The organism is Streptomyces sp. NPDC057854, assembly GCF_042797055.1.
In the GTDB taxonomy this organism is placed as follows: domain Bacteria; phylum Actinomycetota; class Actinomycetes; order Streptomycetales; family Streptomycetaceae; genus Streptomyces.
On sequence record NZ_JBHVMF010000001.1, the window covers coordinates 259365 to 274045 of the forward strand.

The 14681-nt window shown below is 73.8% G+C and carries 13 protein-coding genes; 6 read left to right on the forward strand and 7 right to left on the reverse strand.

Annotated features, from left to right (window positions below):
• Window positions 1–3: 3 nt before the first annotated feature.
• Genes ACFVQZ_RS01170 through ACFVQZ_RS01180 form a run of 3 tightly spaced genes read right to left on the reverse strand, consistent with a single transcriptional unit; the run spans window position 4 to window position 4243 of the window.
• Window positions 4–2400, reverse strand: a complete 2397-nt coding sequence (locus ACFVQZ_RS01170) for a glycoside hydrolase family 65 protein (protein WP_383618613.1) — start codon at window positions 2398–2400, stop codon at window positions 4–6.
• Window positions 2397–3173 carry an HAD family hydrolase gene (locus ACFVQZ_RS01175; protein WP_383618615.1) on the reverse strand — a complete coding sequence of 259 codons (777 nt, stop codon included), beginning with the start codon at window positions 3171–3173 and terminating at the stop codon, window positions 2397–2399. The genes ACFVQZ_RS01170 and ACFVQZ_RS01175 overlap by 4 nt, the downstream gene beginning before the upstream one ends.
• Entirely contained in the window at window positions 3170–4243 is a 1074-nt protein-coding gene (locus ACFVQZ_RS01180; RefSeq protein ID WP_383618617.1) for a zinc-dependent alcohol dehydrogenase family protein, read from the reverse strand. The genes ACFVQZ_RS01175 and ACFVQZ_RS01180 overlap by 4 nt, the downstream gene beginning before the upstream one ends.
• A gap of 197 nt (window positions 4244–4440) precedes the next feature.
• Between ACFVQZ_RS01180 and ACFVQZ_RS01185 the strand changes: the two genes are divergently transcribed.
• The 6 genes from ACFVQZ_RS01185 (at window position 4441) to ACFVQZ_RS01210 (ending at window position 10280) form a co-directional block, all read left to right on the forward strand.
• Window positions 4441–5868: an MBL fold metallo-hydrolase RNA specificity domain-containing protein gene (locus ACFVQZ_RS01185; RefSeq protein ID WP_383618619.1), complete on the forward strand. Its 1428-nt coding sequence runs from the start codon at window positions 4441–4443 to the stop codon at window positions 5866–5868.
• Between the two features lie 94 nt (window positions 5869–5962).
• A complete protein-coding gene (locus ACFVQZ_RS01190; protein ID WP_030493173.1) occupies window positions 5963–6433 on the forward strand; it encodes a cyclic nucleotide-binding domain-containing protein in 471 nt (156 codons plus the stop codon).
• Window positions 6434–6444: 11 nt separating this feature from the next.
• The gene (locus ACFVQZ_RS01195; RefSeq protein ID WP_383618621.1) at window positions 6445–7098 is read left to right on the forward strand and encodes a CBS domain-containing protein; all 654 of its coding nucleotides are present in this window, start codon (window positions 6445–6447) and stop codon (window positions 7096–7098) included.
• Window positions 7099–7151: 53 nt separating this feature from the next.
• Complete coding sequence (locus ACFVQZ_RS01200) at window positions 7152–8486, forward strand: nicotinate phosphoribosyltransferase (protein ID WP_383618623.1); 1335 nt, start codon at window positions 7152–7154, stop codon at window positions 8484–8486.
• A 118-nt stretch (window positions 8487–8604) separates the two neighbouring features.
• The gene (locus tag ACFVQZ_RS01205) at window positions 8605–9543 is read left to right on the forward strand and encodes a potassium channel family protein (RefSeq protein WP_383618625.1); all 939 of its coding nucleotides are present in this window, start codon (window positions 8605–8607) and stop codon (window positions 9541–9543) included.
• A gap of 74 nt (window positions 9544–9617) precedes the next feature.
• Window positions 9618–10280: a DUF4389 domain-containing protein gene (locus ACFVQZ_RS01210; RefSeq protein WP_036413826.1), complete on the forward strand. Its 663-nt coding sequence runs from the start codon at window positions 9618–9620 to the stop codon at window positions 10278–10280.
• Here the strand turns inward: ACFVQZ_RS01210 and ACFVQZ_RS01215 are convergent.
• The 4 genes from ACFVQZ_RS01215 to ACFVQZ_RS01230 are packed head-to-tail and all read right to left on the reverse strand — an operon-like array spanning window position 10217 to window position 14572.
• Window positions 10217–12979 carry a cation-translocating P-type ATPase gene (locus tag ACFVQZ_RS01215; RefSeq protein ID WP_383618628.1) on the reverse strand — a complete coding sequence of 921 codons (2763 nt, stop codon included), beginning with the start codon at window positions 12977–12979 and terminating at the stop codon, window positions 10217–10219. The two genes, ACFVQZ_RS01210 and ACFVQZ_RS01215, sit on opposite strands and share 64 nt — an antisense overlap.
• Complete coding sequence (locus tag ACFVQZ_RS01220) at window positions 12972–13565, reverse strand: hypothetical protein (RefSeq protein WP_382800128.1); 594 nt, start codon at window positions 13563–13565, stop codon at window positions 12972–12974. The genes ACFVQZ_RS01215 and ACFVQZ_RS01220 overlap by 8 nt, the downstream gene beginning before the upstream one ends.
• Window positions 13566–13616: 51 nt before the next feature.
• Window positions 13617–14120, reverse strand: a complete 504-nt coding sequence (locus tag ACFVQZ_RS01225; protein WP_030493167.1) for a flavodoxin domain-containing protein — start codon at window positions 14118–14120, stop codon at window positions 13617–13619.
• Window positions 14117–14572, reverse strand: a complete 456-nt coding sequence (locus tag ACFVQZ_RS01230) for an Hsp20/alpha crystallin family protein (RefSeq protein WP_030493166.1) — start codon at window positions 14570–14572, stop codon at window positions 14117–14119. The genes ACFVQZ_RS01225 and ACFVQZ_RS01230 overlap by 4 nt, the downstream gene beginning before the upstream one ends.
• Window positions 14573–14681: the final 109 nt, after the last annotated feature.

The following is a 14681-nucleotide window of genomic DNA, read 5'->3' on the forward strand; positions in this document are numbered from 1 at the left end:
CCCTCACAGCGGGAACCACCGTTCCTCGCCGGGCGGAACGGTGAACCTCCGGTCTCCGGGGAGGACCAGGGCAAGGGGGGCTCCGGGCCCGGCGGGGACCCGCACTCCCAGCCGGCCGGGCAGCACGCGCAGGCGTACGCCGCGGTGCCCGCCGCAGCAGAGGGTGAAGGCGAACCGGGGCAGCTGCCGCAGGGACACCGGCGCCACCCGCAGGCCGTCCGGGCCCGCCTCCAGGCCGGTGATCCCGCGTTCGACCAGGTCGATCGTGCCGGCCATCGCCCCGAGGTGGATGCCCTCACCGGTCGTGCCGCCCTGGACGTCCGCCACGTCGGAGAGCAGGGCCTCGTCGCAGTACCGCCAGGCTCCGGCGCCCTTCAGCCGGGCGAGCACCCAGCCGTGGACGAGGCTGCTGAGGGTCGAACCGTGGCTGGTACGGCGCAGATAGTAGTCCACCGTGGCCCGCCAGGTCTCGTCGTCCAGCCGGTGCTCGAGCCGCGCGAACAGGGCCGACAGCTCCTCGGGCCGGAAGAGGTAGCCGAGCATGAGGGTGTCGGCCTGCTTCGACGCCTGGTAGCGGTTCACGGCGTCGCCCTCCGCCTCCAGGATCCGGTCCAGGCGGCGGATATCGCCGTAACGGGCGCGGTACGCCTCCCAGTCCAGCTCCGCCAGTTCCCCGAAACCTTCGAACTGGCTGATCACCCCTTGGTGGAACGGCACGTGCAGACGGCGGGACACGTCGTCCCACCGGGCGACGGCCCCGTCGCCCAGCGCGAGGCGATCGCACAGTTCCGCCCGCCGTGCGGCGGGCAGTTCGCGCAGCAGGTCGAGGCCGCGGGCGAGCACCCAGGCGGCGGTCACGTTCGTGTAGGCGTTGTCGTCGACTCCCGGAGCCGCCGCGCCGGGGTACGCGTCGTGGTACTCGTCGGGGCCCACCACGCCGCGGAGACGATAGCGGCCGAGGGCGGGATCCGGTTCGGCGGCGTCGGCCCAGTACCGGGCGACCTCCAGCAGGATCTCGGCGCCCTCGCCGTGCAGGAAATCCTTGTCCCCGGTGGCCCGCGCGTACTTCCAGACGTTGTACGCGACGGCCGAGCCGACGTGCCGCTGGAGCCGGGAGTGGTCGGGCAGCCAGCGGCCCGACCGCGGGTTGAGGTGCACCTCCTGGGTCTCCTCCGCTCCCGAACCGCCGCTCTGCCAGGGGTACATGGCTCCCTGGCGGCCCACTCGGCGCGCGGCCGCGCGAGCGGCGGGCAGACGCCGGTGGCGGTACCGGAGCAGGGCCCTGGCCACGTCCGGGAAGTGGAGGTCGAGGTAGGGCAGGACGAAGAGCTCGTCCCAGAAGACGTGCCCCCGGTACGCCTCGCCGTGCAGGCCCCGGGCCGGTACGCCGACGTCGAGTCCCGCCGTGTGCGGGGAGAGCGTCTGCAACAGGTGGAACAGGTGCAGCCGCAGGATGCGGCCCGGCTCCCCCGGCACGTGCAGCTCGCCCTCCTCCCAGAGGCGTTGCCAGGCCGCCTCGTGCGCGGCCCGCAGGGCGGGGAAGGCGGGCGCTTCGCCGGCCGCCTCGACGGCCGCCGCGAGGGGGTCGCCGGGCGCGCGGGCCGACGCGGTGCGCAGGGCCAGCGTCTTGGTCACCCGTACCGTCCGTCCCCGGGCGATGGGAAGGCGGTACGCCTGCCCGGCGCGGGTCGAGGTGCCGGTCGTCCGGGCGGGACTTGCGGGGCGGGTGTCCGTGCGGACGGCCAAGGCGATCAGGTGGCCGGGGTCGCCCGTGCGACAGGACAGGCCGGCGACCCCGCCGGCCGCGAACACGGTGCGGTGGCCGGACAGGTGCCGGCTCTCCAGGTGGTGGTAGCGCTCGACGCCGGTGTTGGCCACGTCGCCGTCGAGGACGGACTCGACCTCGATCTCGCCGCTCCAGCCGTAGGCGTGGAAGGTGGTGCGCTGGGCGGCGAGCCTGGGATCTCCCATGTGGACGAGGCGGGTGTGTCCGACGCGCAGTCCGCGTCCTCCGGCGTCCTGGAAGTAGAGGCTGCGGTGCAGGACGCCTCGCCGCAGGTCGAGCCGGACGGTGGAGTGGCGGAGCTCGTCGGAGTCGGGGGTGAGCCACTCCCCCGCCGGCTCGTCCTCCGGCAGGCGCCGGTAACGCAGCAGGGTCCAGTTCGGCAGGTTGACGAGGTCCTCGTTCTCGACCTCCCGGCCGTCGACGAGCGAGGTGCGCCGGTCGTAGCAGCCCGCGAGGTAGGTGCCGGGGTAGTGCGTGGTGTCGGCGGCGCACTCGGGCGCGGAGCCCCGGGCGGCGAACCGGCCGTTCCCGAGGGTGCACAGGGCCTCCACCAGGCGCTCGCGCTCCGGCACGTAGGCGTCGTAGTCCCAGGTCCAGCCCGCCCCCGAGTTCACGGCCCCGCTCCCCACACCGCCTCTACGCACTCCATGAGGTCGGTGGTGACGAGGTCGGCGCCCTGTTCGCGGAGGGCGCCGGTGGTGTGCCGGTCGGGGGTGCGGTCGACACCGACGACGAGGCCGAAGCGTCCGCGGCGGCCGGCCAGGACGCCGGCGAGGGCGTCCTCGACGACCGCGCAGTCCCGGGGGCGGACGCCGAGGGCGTGGGCCGCGTGGAGGAAGAGCGCAGGGTCCGGTTTGCCGGGCAGTCCGAGCCGGGCGGCTTCCTCGCCGTCCACGACGGTGCGGAGGAGCCGGTCGAATCCGCCGGCGGCGAGCAGTGCGCGGGCGTGCCGGGAGGCGGAGACCGCCGCGCACGGCACGCGGAGGTCGCGCAGGGCGGTCAGGGCCCGTACGGCGTCGTCGAAGGCGACCACCGGCTCGGTGCGCAGGGCGTCGCGGAACGCCTGTTCCTTGCGCGCGGCCACGGCCCGGATCGTGCCGTGCCCGGGGCGGTCGTCGGGCGTTCCGTGCGGCAGGCGGATGCCTCGGGCGGTCAGGAACGCCTCCGCGCCGTCGTAGCGGGACCGGCCGTCGACGTATGTGCGGTAGTCGGCGTCCGCGTCGAACAGCTCCTGTCGTGCTGTCCCGTCCGCCCGCTCCACGAGGCAGGCGTCGAAGGCCGTCTTCCACGCCGCCGCGTGGACGGCGGCGGAGTCGACCAGCACGCCGTCGGTGTCGAGGACGACGGCGCGTGGCGGTGCGGAGCCGGTGGGACGGTGGCGGTTCATCCGGCTCCTGTGGCCTGGAGGGACGTGTGCTGCGGTCCGCCGAGCGCGACCTTGATCGCCCCGGTCTCGGCGGCACGGCCGAAGACGTCGTACGCCTCTTCCATCTGCCCCAGTTCGAAGCGGTGGGTGACCAGTCCGGAGACCGGGAGCCGGCCGGCGGCCGTCATGCGCAGCAGCATCGGCGTCGAGGAGGTGTCGACGAGGCCGGTGGTGAGGGTGACGTCCTTGATCCACAGGTCTTCGAGGTGGAGGGCGGCGGGCTTTCCGTGGACTCCTATGTTGGCGACCCGCCCGCCGGGGCGGACCATGCGGGTGCACATCTCGAAGGTCTCCGGGACGCCCACCGCTTCCATGACGACGTCGGCGCCGAGGCCGTCGGTCAGGTCGGCGACGAGCTGTTCCGGTCCCTCGTCGGCCGTGGCGGTGGCGTCGGCGCCGAGGCGGCGGGCGGCGGCGAGGCGGGAGTCGGCCAGGTCGACGGCGATGATCCGGCCGGGGCTGTAGAGGCGTGCGGTGATGATCGCGGCGAGGCCGATGGGCCCCGCGCCGACCACGACGACCGTGTCGCCCGGCCGGACGCCGCCGTTGAGGACGCCGACCTCGTACGCCGTGGGGAAGATGTCGGCGAGGAGCACCGCGTCGAAGCTGTCGACCACGCTCGGCAGCGGGTGGACGGAGAGGTCGGCGAAGGGCACACGGACGTACTCGGCCTGCGTCCCGTCGATCAAGTGGCCCAGGACCCAGCCGCCGCCACCACCGCACTGCCCGTAGCGCCGATCGCGGCAGAAGGCGCAGCGGCCGCACGAGGAGATGCAGGAGACGAGGACGCGGTCCCCGGGCCGCACCGTGCGGACGTCGCCGCCCGTCTCGACCACCGTGCCCACCGCCTCGTGGCCGAGGACGCGGCCCGGTTCCACCTCGGGAACGTCCCCCTTGACGATGTGCAGGTCGGTCCCGCAGAGGGTGACGGCGTCGACGCGGACGATCGCGTCGGCGGCGTCCTCGACGGCGGGGTCGGCCACCTCCTGCCACGCCACCTCGCCCGTCCCCTGGAACACGAGAGCCTTCATGACGGCCGCCTCCTCGAAGGGCCCGCGGGTCTCGTCCCGCGGACGTCACCGTCAGGCTGGCCCGTCGGCGGGCCCGTGCGCATGGGCCGGTCGGTCCCCGCCCGGGGCCCTACGGGCCCATGCACCGCGGCCCCGGGCGGCGCGAGGGTGGACAGGGGCCGGCGAGGCCGGTCCCCGGGACGAAGGAGGACCCGCCCATGTCCGAGGCAGCCCCGCATTCCGCTCCCTCCTCCCCTCGCCCCGCCCTGCTCTCGTTCCTGGGCGGCGTGGGGACGGTCACCGGCAGCAAGTTCCTCGTCGAGAGCGACCACGCCCGGGTCCTCGTCGACTGCGGTCTCTTCCAGGGTTTCGCGAAACTGCGCCGCCGCAACTGGGACCGGTTCGCCCGTGACGCGGCCGATGTCCGCGCCGTGGTCGTCACCCACGCCCATCTGGACCACTGCGGATACTTGCCGCGCCTGGTCCGGCAGGGCTTCCGCGGGCCGATCCTCGCGACCCCGCACACGGCCCGCCTCGCCGGGATCGTCCTGCGCGACAGCGCACGCCTGCAGATGGAGGCGGCCCGGCACGCCGACGAGCACGGCTGGTCCAAGCACCGCCCGGCGAAGCCGCTGTACGACGACACCGACGTGGACAAGACGCTGTCGTTCTTCGACCCCGTCCCCATCGGGGAGGACGTGGAGCTCCTGCGCGGCACCCGGCTGACGCTCCACCACGGCGGCCACATCCTCGGCTCGACCTGGGCCCGCCTCACTCTGGAGGACGGGCACACGCTGGCCGTCTCCGGCGACCTGGGGCGCCCCGGCCACCCGCTGCTCCTGCCACCGGAGCCGTTCTCCGGCGCGAACACGCTGCTGGTGGAGTCGACGTACGGCGACCGGTACCACGACCAGGACTCCGCCCGTTCGGAGTTCGCGGCGGTCGTCGCACGGACCCTCTCCCGGAACGGGACGGTGGTGATCCCCGCCTTCGCCATCGACCGGACCGAGGTCGTCCTGCACGAGCTGACCCGGCTGCGCGAGACGGGCGTGCTTCCCCCTTCGGTACCCGTCTTCGTGGACAGCCCGATGGCGCTGGCCGCCCTCGACGTCTACCGCGACGCCGTGCGCGAGCGCTCCCCCGAGCTGCGCCCCGAGATCCTGGCGCGGGGGGAGGCCGCGCTGAGCCCCGCCCCGTTCCTCGCCGCCCGGACCGTGCGGGAGTCCATCGACATCAACAGCGTGCACGGACCCGCCGTCATCGTGTCTTCGGCCGGCATGGCCACCGGTGGCCGCGTCCTGCACCACCTGCGCCGGCTCCTGCCCGACCCGCGCAACGCCGTCGTCGTGGTCGGCTTCGCCGCCGCCGGTACCCGGGCCCGGGACCTGGTGGACGGAGCCCGCGCGCTGAAGATGTTCGGCGAGTACGTGCCCGTACGGGCCGAGGTCGCCGACGTACCGCACTTCTCCGCCCATGCCGACGCGGCACAGGTCGTCGACTGGCTCCGGGGCGCGCCCGCCCCGCACACCACCTACGTCGTGCACGGCGAACCGGCCGCCTCCGAAGCGCTCCGCGACCGGCTCGACCGCGAACTGGGCTGGACGGCCGTCGTGCCCCGCTCCGGCGAGGCCGTCCTGGTCCGCTGAGACGGGCCCTTCGGGCCCCACCGTCGGACCCTCGCGGCCCTGCCGCCCGACGCGAGCCCCGCCGGACCCTGGGAGGGAAGGGCTGGAGGACACGATGACCACCACGCGGACCCTGCTGGACGAACTCCCCCCGAAGGCACGGGAACAGCTCCTGGAGCACTCCCGGCCGGTCCGCTTCGAGGCCGGCACCCGGATCTTCCGCGAGCGGCAGCGGGCCGACCGCTTCTGGATCGTCCGAACGGGCCGCGTCGAGCTCGACACCCATGTCCCCGGCCGCCGCGACGCCGTCGTGGACACCCTCGTCGGCGGCGCGCTCCTCGGCTGCTCCTGGATCGTCCCGCCCCACATCTGGCACCTCGGCGCCACCGCGGTCACCGAGGTCCGCGCCCTGGAGTTCGACGCCCGGGCGGTACGGGAGCTCTGCGCCCGGGACCCGTCCGTCGGCGAGGCCGTGTTCGCGTGCGTCGCCGCCACGATGGCGCGCCGGCTGCTGGCGGTGCGAAGCCGCCTCCTCGAAGACCTCGCGCCGCACGCCGGCGCGGAAGCCCTGGCCTACGCCCGCTGAAGGAGACCGCCATGACCTACAGGCCGTTCACCGTCGCCGACGTGATGACCAAAAAGGTCGTCGCCGTTCGCCCCGACACCCCGTTCAAGGAGATCGCCGCCGCCATGGAGCGCTGGAAGGTGACCGCGCTCCCCGTCCTGGAGGGCGAGGGCCGCGTCGTCGGCGTGGTGTCCGAGGCGGACCTGCTCCTCAAGGAGGAGTTCCACGACCACCGCCTCGGCATGATCGAGCAGCTGCGGCGGCACGACGCCACCGCGAAGGCCGGTTCCGACCGGGCGGCGGAGCTGATGACCGCTCCGGCACTCACCATCGGCCCCGACGCGACCCTGTCGCGGGCCGCCCGGCTCATGGCCACCCACCGGGTGAAGCGGCTGCCGGTCGTGGACGGGGAGGGCGTGATCCAGGGCGTCGTGAGCCGGTCCGATCTGCTCAAGGTGTTCCTCCGGCCGGACGAGGAGCTCGCCGACGAGATCCGCCGCGATGTGGTCGCGCACCTCTTCCCGCTCTCCCGGGACCGGATCGAGGTCCGCGTCGAGGCCGGTGTCGTGACCCTGACCGGCGACGTGCGCGACAGCACGCTCGTCCCGGTCGCGGAGCGCCTGGCCCGGGCCGTGGAGGGCGTGGTGGACGTACGGTGCGGCCTCACCCTCGCCGCCGGAGCGTGAGACCGGTGTCCCGGCCCCATGCGGAGCGCCGGTCGACCGCGCATGCTCGAAGCATGTCCGAGGTGACGACCACCGACCTCTACGAGGTCACCATGGCGCTCTCGTACCTGCGGGAGGACATGCGGGCGCCGGCCACGTTCAGCCTGTTCGTGCGGGACCTCCCGCCGGGGCGGGGTTTCCTGATCGCCGCCGGCCTGGAACCGGCCTTGGACTACCTGGCGCGGTTCCAGGTGAGCCGTACGGACGTCGAGGAGTTCGCGGCGGCGCTGCGGCGGCCCGTCGCGGACCTCGCACCGCTGCGCGGACTCTCCTTCGACGGGGAGGTGCGGGCCGTTCCGGAGGGGCGGGTGGTGTTCGCGGGTGAGCCGCTGCTGGAGGTGACGGCGCCACTGCCGCAGGCCCAGCTGGTCGAGACGTACCTGCTGTCCCTGCTCTGCCATCAGACGGCGGTCGCTTCCAAGGCCGCCCGGTGCGTCCTCGCGGCCCGCGGGCGGACCCTGGTGGACTTCTCGCTGCGCCGGGCCCACGGCCCCGGGGCCGGCGTGGAGGCGGCCCGGCTGTGCGCCCTGGTCGGGTTCGCGGGCACCAGCAACGTCGCCGCCGCCTGCCGGTACGGCATCCCGGCGGCCGGCACGATGGCCCACTCCTACGTCGAGTGCTTCCCCTCCGAGGAGCGGGCGTTCCGCGCCTTCGCCCGGACCCACCCCGGTCCGGTGACGTTCCTGGTCGACACCTACGACACCGGGCGCGGGGTCGCGACCGCGGCACGCGTGTTCGCGGACCTCGGGCTCGCCGCAGGATGCGCGGTCCGGCTCGACAGCGGTGACCTGGGGGCGCTGGCCCGCCGGGCCCGCGCCACGCTCGACGCGGCCGGGCTGGCGGACGTCCGGATCATCGCGAGCGGCGGCCTGGACGAGTACGGGGTGGACCGGCTGGTGCGGGAGGGCGCGCCGATCGACGCGTACGCCGTCGGGACGAAGGTCGGCACGGCCTCCGACGCACCGTATCTGGACGCCGCGTACAAGCTGGTCGAGTACGACGGCCGGCCCGTGATGAAGCTGTCGTCCGCCAAGGTCACGGCGCCGGGCCCGAAACAGGTCTTCCGCGGGCCGGAGCTGCGCGACGTGATCGGCCTGGCGAACGAGGAGCCGCCCGAGGGCACGGAGCCGCTGCTGCGGACCGTGATGCGCGGCGGGCTCCGCACCGGGTCGCCGGACACCCTCGCGGCGGCCCGGTCCCGTTTCGAGGCTGACCTCGCCTCGCTGCCGGGGGAGGCGAGGCACGTCGAAGGGCCGGTGGCTCCCGTTCCCGCTGTCTCGGCCCGGCTGACAGCGCTGACCTCCGTCGTCCGGAACCGCGTCATCGGACGGACCCGAACAGGGCCATAGGAGGTATGCGGCGGGACAGGGCCGAAGAGGCGACGGAGACGGGAAGAACAACCTGCGCGGCGGAGTGGCCACACCACCCTGCCGGGGTGGAGTGGCTGCAGTCCGGAAGGGGTCCGCTATGACGTGGCTCGTGACGCCGTTGGGCGTTCTGCTGGTATTGCTCGTCCTCCGGGACGTCTTCCACACGCTCTGGCATCCGACCCGCCACGGCGGTCTGAGCAGAGTGGTGATGCGGACGGTGTGGCGTCTGTCGGCACACCGCGGCACGCGGTGGCGCCCGGCCGGGCTGGCCGGCCCGCTCGGCATGGTGGCGGTGGTCGCCGTCTGGGCGCTGACGGTGGCCGTGGGATGGGCGCTCGTCTACTGGCCCCGCATGCCGGAGGACTTCTCCTACGCGCCCGGGCTCACGCCGTCCGAGCACGCCGGCCCGCTGGACGCCCTGTACCTCTCCCTGGTCACCCTGGCCACGCTCGGCCTCGGCGACATCGCCCCGACCCCGGAGTGGCTGCGGGTGCTGGCGCCCCTGGAGGCCCTGGTGGGCTTCGTGCTCCTGTCGGCCACGGTCGCGTGGCTCCTCGGCATCTACCCCGCCCTCGCCCGCCGCAGGACGCTGGCCCTGCGGCTGTCCCACGTGCGCCGCGGCCGGGTCACCGTCCGGGCACTCGACTCCGACGGCGGGGCGGCGCTCCTCGACGGGCTCGCCGCCGGCCTGTCCACCGGCACCGTCGACTTCATGCAGTACGCCGAGTCGTACTACTTCCACGACGCCGACGAGAACACGTCCCTCCCCCGGCAGCTCGGATACGCCCTCGGCCTCGCCGACGGCGCCGACGAGGCGCGCCACCCGGACGTCCGGCTCTCCGCGTCGGTGCTGCGCAAGGCCCTCGACGACCTGGCGGCCGTGCTCGACGAACGTTTCCTGCTCACGGGCGAGGGGACCGACAGGGTCTTCGCGGCCTACGCGGAGGACCACGGGCACGCATGGGGGCCGGACGGCCCTCCCCCGGGCGGCGGGCACGGAGGACCCTGGGAAACGGGGACACCGCAGGAGAGGTGACCAGCCATGAGGCACCGAAACGCCGTCGACCGCATCCGATACCGGGACTGGGCCGGAGCGAGGAGGTGACGGTCATGGACGACATCAGCTCCTCGTACCCTCCCGTCCGAGTGACGGCCGTGCTCGACGCCCCCCTGTCCCGCTGGCTGTGGCTGGTGAAGTGGATCCTCGTGATCCCTCACTGGATCGTGCTGTTCTTCCTGTGGATCGCCTTCCTGGCCGTGACGGTGATCGCCTTCTTCTCGGTCCTGTTCACCGAGCGCTACCCACGAGGTCTCTTCGACTTCAACCTCGGCGTGCTCCGGTGGTCGTGGCGGGTCTCGTACTACTCCTACGGCGCGCTCGGCACCGACCGCTACCCGCCCTTCAGCCTCGGCCCCGAACCCGGCTACCCGGCCCGGCTCGACATCGCCTACCCGGAACGGCTCTCCCGCTCGCAGGTGCTGGTCAAGTGGTGGCTGCTCGCGATCCCGCACTACCTGGTCCTCGCGTTCTTCACCGGCGGCCTGCGCGCCGGATGGTGGAGCGGTGGCCTGATCACGCTGCTCGCGGTGTTCGCCGGCTTCGCCCTCGCGTTCACCTCGCGCTATCCCCGGGACCTGTTCGACCTGATCGCCGGCCTGAACCGCTGGGTCCTCCGCGTCGCCGCCTACGCGAGCCTCATGACGGACGCCTATCCGCCCTTCCGCCTCGACCAGGGCGGGAGCGAACCGGCGTCCCCCCAGCGGTCCCTCTGACGGCGCCGCCGGGCGCGACGTGCCTCGTCGACGCCCCAGACCACTAGTGGGAAGGTCCCGATGAGCAGGACGACGTCCCAGGGGAGCGCGGCCGTCCCGAAGACCCGCTGGAGCGGTGGCGCATAGACGAGCGCGGCGGTGAAGCAGAGTTCGAAGGCGATGCCCGCGAGCAGCAGCGGATTCGACAGGACGCCGATCTCGCGGAGCGCCGCGTGGTCGGTGCGGGCCGCGAAGGCGGTACCGATCTGGCAGGTGACGATGCCGGCGAACGTGGCCGTCGTCGCCGTCACGTACGCTCCGTACAGCGGGGACCCCTCGCCGGTGGGGTCTCCGGGCTGCCAGCCTGCGCGCCAGAGGACGTAGAGGAATCCGGCCATGACGAGGACGGCCGAGACCAGGCCCAGGTACCCCCAGCTACGGATGAGCATTTCACGGGAGATGACGCCCTGGTGTGCGGATCGGGGCGGCCGTCGCATGACACCGGGCTCGGAGCGTTCCCTGCCCAGCGCGAGGGCGGGAAGGGTCTCCGTGCCGAGGTCGACGGCGAGGATCTGGAGCACCGTGAGGGGGAGCGGAACTGCTCCCGCCGACAGGGCGAAGACGAGGAAGGGCACGATCTCCGGCGTCGCGTGGGCGAAGATGTAGACGATGAACTTGCGGACGTTGTCGTAGACGCGGCGCCCGGATTCGATCGCGGTGACGATGGTGGCGAAGTCGTCGTCGGTGAGGACCATGGCCGCCGCCTCGCGGGCCACGTCCGTGCCGGAGCGGCCCATGGCCACCCCGATGTGCGCGCGGTGGAGAGCGGGGGCGTCGTTGACGCCGTCCCCGGTCATGGCGACGATCCGGCCGTGGGCCCGCAGGGTGTCGGCGACCCTGAGCTTCGTCTCGGGCGAGGAACGGGCGAAGACGATCTCGGCGTCGTCCTTCACGAGCAGGCGGTCCAGTTCTGCGTCGCCCAGGGTCTCGGAGTCGTCGACGACCTCCAGCCGGGGCACCCCGATGCCGACCTCCCGCGCGATCGCGGCGGCCGTGGCGCCGTTGTCCCCCGTCACCACGTGCACGCGCACCCCGGCCCCGTGGCAGCGGCGGACGGCGGACGCCACCTCGGCCCGCGGCGGGTCGTAGAGCCCGACGAGTCCCAGCAGGGTCAGGCGGGTTTCGGCGTCCTGCCGCCGGGCGGGCGCCCCGCCGTCGGCCGGGAGGTCGCGGACGGCGACGGCCAGGACGCGGGTGCCGGCCCCTGCCAGTCGTTGCGCCGCGTCTCGGGCCGCATCCCGGTCCGGGCCGGGCAGAACGTGCTCGAGAACCGCTTCGGGGGCTCCCTTCGCCACGACCCGGGTGGGCCCGGAGGCCCCGCCGTCCTGCACGACGGTCATCATCCGAAGCCGTGGGTCGAACCGGAAGAGCGCCTGCCGCCGCTCGTCACGCCGGGCGAGGTCCACCGGGGCGCCCAGCTCGGCGGCTCCCTCGACGAGAGCGGTCTCGGTGGGGTCGCCGTGCAGCCCGTCCTCGGCGTCCCGGGTGACCGTGGTGCACTCGGCGGCAGCCCTTACCAGCTCCTGTGCCCAGGGCCCCGTTTCCCTCTCGTGACCGGGGGTCCAGCAGACACGCAGGTGCATGCGGTTCCGGGTGAGGGTGCCGGTCTTGTCCGTGCAGATGACGCTGGTGGACCCGAGGGTCTCCACCGCGCTGAGCCGCTTGACCAGGGCGCCCTGCCGGGCCAGGGCGCGGACGCCGACGGCGAGGGCGAGGGTGATCGTCGGCAGCAGCCCTTCGGGGACGTTGGCGACGAGGAGCCCGATGGCGAACATCAGGGAGTCGGTCACCGGCAGTCCGACCGCCACACCGACGACGAGGAAGACGGCTCCCATTCCGGTGGCGACGGCGGCGATGAGCCAGGCCACCTTCTTGACCTGTCGCTCCAGGGGGCTGGCCTCTCGCCGCGTCCGCTGGCTGAGGGCGGCGATCCGCCCCAGCTCGGTACGGTCCCCGGTGGCGAAGACGACGGCCCGGGCCTGTCCCTCGATACAGGTCGTCCCGCTGAAGACGAGATTGGGCTCCTCCAGGAGGGGCGCGCCGAGCAGCCCGGCCACCGCCACCCGTTCCGCCGGCACCGACTCCCCCGTCAGCATCGACAGGTCCACCTCCACACCGCCCTCGGTGACCCTGGCGTCCGCCGGGACCTTGTCCCCCTCCTCCAGGAGGACGACGTCCCCCGGCACGAGCTCGCGGGCCTCCACGGCCAGCGGGTGCCCGTCACGCACGACGAGGGCGTGCTCGGGCAGATAGCGGGCGAGGGTCTCCACCGCGCGCTCCGCCTGGCGCTCCTGGAGTAGCGCGAAACCCGCGTTGACGACGATGACCGCGAGGACGGCCCAGCCGAGCACGGCGAGATCGGCCACGAAGGCCAGAGCGGCCGCGGCCCACAGCAGCAGGGCCAGGGGGTGCGCCAGCTGCGTGGCCACCTCCCGCCAGACGGAGGGTCCGGCCTTGCGGCGCACCTCGTTCGGACCGTACACCGCAAGGCGCCGGGCCGCCTCCCGAGCGGACAGCCCGTCCGGGCCTGTGTCCAGTTCCCGACGGAGGCGGGGCAGGGGCTCGCTGGGGTCAAAGGGGAGCGCCTCGGTCGGCCGTGCGGTGCCCGTACGGTGGCCCGCGCGACCGGTCGCGGTACGGTCGGCACCGTCGTCAGACATCGTCCGTCCCGGCGTCGTTCTCTTTGCGAAGGCGGCCGGACCAGACGGGCTCGACCTGTTCCCACTCGCGTTCCAGGGCGGCGAGGGTGCGGCCGTCGGTCCTCCGTCGCAGGAGGACGAGGACGCCGGCTCCGGTCGCGGCGACCGCCCCGGCCGTCGCGGTACCGCCGACGACCGACGCCAGCAGGAGGTCCGACGTCCCGACGGCCCGGCGGACGGGAGCTCCCGAGTCGTCCACCGAGACCTTCACGGTCCGCCCCTGGGGGGTCCTGGCCGGTACCTCGACGGTGCCGGAGCGGCGCTCACCGTCCGGGTACTCCCAGACCGCGGGTGCGACGGCCCGGTTCGCCGCACCGCTCCGCGCGAGGGCGGACGGCTCCCGGGCCGGTCCCGTCGTGGTCGCCGTCACCTGGTGCAGACGGGCGGCGCGGTCGTGCTCGGTCCTGGCGCCGAAGCTCCACAGGTACCCGGCGGCGATCGCGCCGCCGACGAGCGCGAGGACCGCGATGACGACCACCGTCGCGCGGCGGCCGGGGGCGCCCCGCGGCAGCCGTGGTCCGGCGCGGGGTGTTTCGCGGTCGGACATGGCACGCCTCCGTACGCTCGTCCCCGTCGGAAGAGGAAGGCCGAAGCGGGTTCAGCCGGCTTCCCCGAGCGCGGCTCCGATCCGGTGGGCCCAGGCCCGGACGCGGGCCGGGTCCCGGAAGTCCCCGCCCTTGCCGTGGCGGACCATGGCGCGGGCGACGAGATCCGGATTGTCGGCGGTGAGCGCGCCTCCGAAGGTGACGTGCTCCTTCGCGCCGAGCTTCTTCATCCGGCGGGCGACGCCGGGCACGGGCGGGATGTCGTGCTGTTCGGCGGAGCTGTCGACGGGGCCGCTGCTGAAAAGCCAGAGGGGGCGGTGGCGGAGCTGCTCGGCGTTGCGCCGGGCGCACCGGCGAGCCTTGCCGTTCCAGCGTCCGGCGTAGAGGGCTCCGCCGAGGACGACGCCGTCGTAGTCGCTGACGTCGGTGACGGCGTCGGCCGGCCGGACGTCGGTGTCGAATCCGTCGTCCCGGAGGGCCCGGCCGATCTCGTCGGCGATGCCCGCAGTGGAGCCGTGCTTGCTGCCGTAGGCGACGAGGACGCGCTTCGGGGTCATGACCGGTCCTCGCCGTCGTCCGCGGGCCGCTTGACGCGGATGGTCCGTGTCGTGCGGGTGTCCTGGGCGGGCATCGGGATCCGGACGGTCAGGATGCCGTCCGCGTAGGAGGCGTCGACGTCGTCCGCGGGGATGGTGTCCGGGAGGCGGACGGTCCTGCGGAACGCTCCGTAGCGGAACTCCGAGTGGTCCTTGTCCTCGGTGTTCTCCCGGTGCTCGGCTCTCACGGTGAGGAGGTTGTCGTCGACCGTGAGGGTGATGTCGTCCGGGTCCATCCCGGGGAGCTCGGCCCGCAGCGTGCAGACGCCGTCGTCGCCGGTGGAGACCTCGACCGGGATGGAGTGGGCGGCCGTCGCGGGCCGCCATCCGGGGAGACCGGGAAACTCCCGGCCGAACCAGGTGTCGAGGTCGGGGAGGAAGCTGTGCCTGCGTTCGGGCTTGGCTCCGGTCATCGTCCTGCTCCTCTTCCACGTGCCGGGTGCCGTCCCGGCGGACTGTGTCGGGTGGCGGACACCGGTTTGGTTCCGTGGTTCCAGCCTTCCGCCCGTACGCCGCGCGGCG

Bases quoted from the DNA above. Each gene is read 5' to 3' on its own strand.
- ACFVQZ_RS01175 (WP_383618615.1), bottom strand. From the start codon at position 3,173: ATGAACCGCCACCGTCCCACCGGCTCCGCACCGCCACGCGCCGTCGTC.
- ACFVQZ_RS01180 (WP_383618617.1), bottom strand. From the start codon at position 4,243: ATGAAGGCTCTCGTGTTCCAGGGGACGGGCGAGGTGGCGTGGCAGGAG.
- ACFVQZ_RS01185 (WP_383618619.1), top strand. From the start codon at position 4,441: ATGTCCGAGGCAGCCCCGCATTCCGCTCCCTCCTCCCCTCGCCCCGCC.
- ACFVQZ_RS01190 (WP_030493173.1), top strand. From the start codon at position 5,963: ATGACCACCACGCGGACCCTGCTGGACGAACTCCCCCCGAAGGCACGG.
- ACFVQZ_RS01195 (WP_383618621.1), top strand. From the start codon at position 6,445: ATGACCTACAGGCCGTTCACCGTCGCCGACGTGATGACCAAAAAGGTC.
- ACFVQZ_RS01200 (WP_383618623.1), top strand. From the start codon at position 7,152: ATGTCCGAGGTGACGACCACCGACCTCTACGAGGTCACCATGGCGCTC.
- ACFVQZ_RS01205 (WP_383618625.1), top strand. From the start codon at position 8,605: ATGACGTGGCTCGTGACGCCGTTGGGCGTTCTGCTGGTATTGCTCGTC.
- ACFVQZ_RS01210 (WP_036413826.1), top strand. From the start codon at position 9,618: ATGGACGACATCAGCTCCTCGTACCCTCCCGTCCGAGTGACGGCCGTG.
- ACFVQZ_RS01215 (WP_383618628.1), bottom strand. From the start codon at position 12,979: ATGTCTGACGACGGTGCCGACCGTACCGCGACCGGTCGCGCGGGCCAC.
- ACFVQZ_RS01220 (WP_382800128.1), bottom strand. From the start codon at position 13,565: ATGTCCGACCGCGAAACACCCCGCGCCGGACCACGGCTGCCGCGGGGC.
- ACFVQZ_RS01225 (WP_030493167.1), bottom strand. From the start codon at position 14,120: ATGACCCCGAAGCGCGTCCTCGTCGCCTACGGCAGCAAGCACGGCTCC.
- ACFVQZ_RS01230 (WP_030493166.1), bottom strand. From the start codon at position 14,572: ATGACCGGAGCCAAGCCCGAACGCAGGCACAGCTTCCTCCCCGACCTC.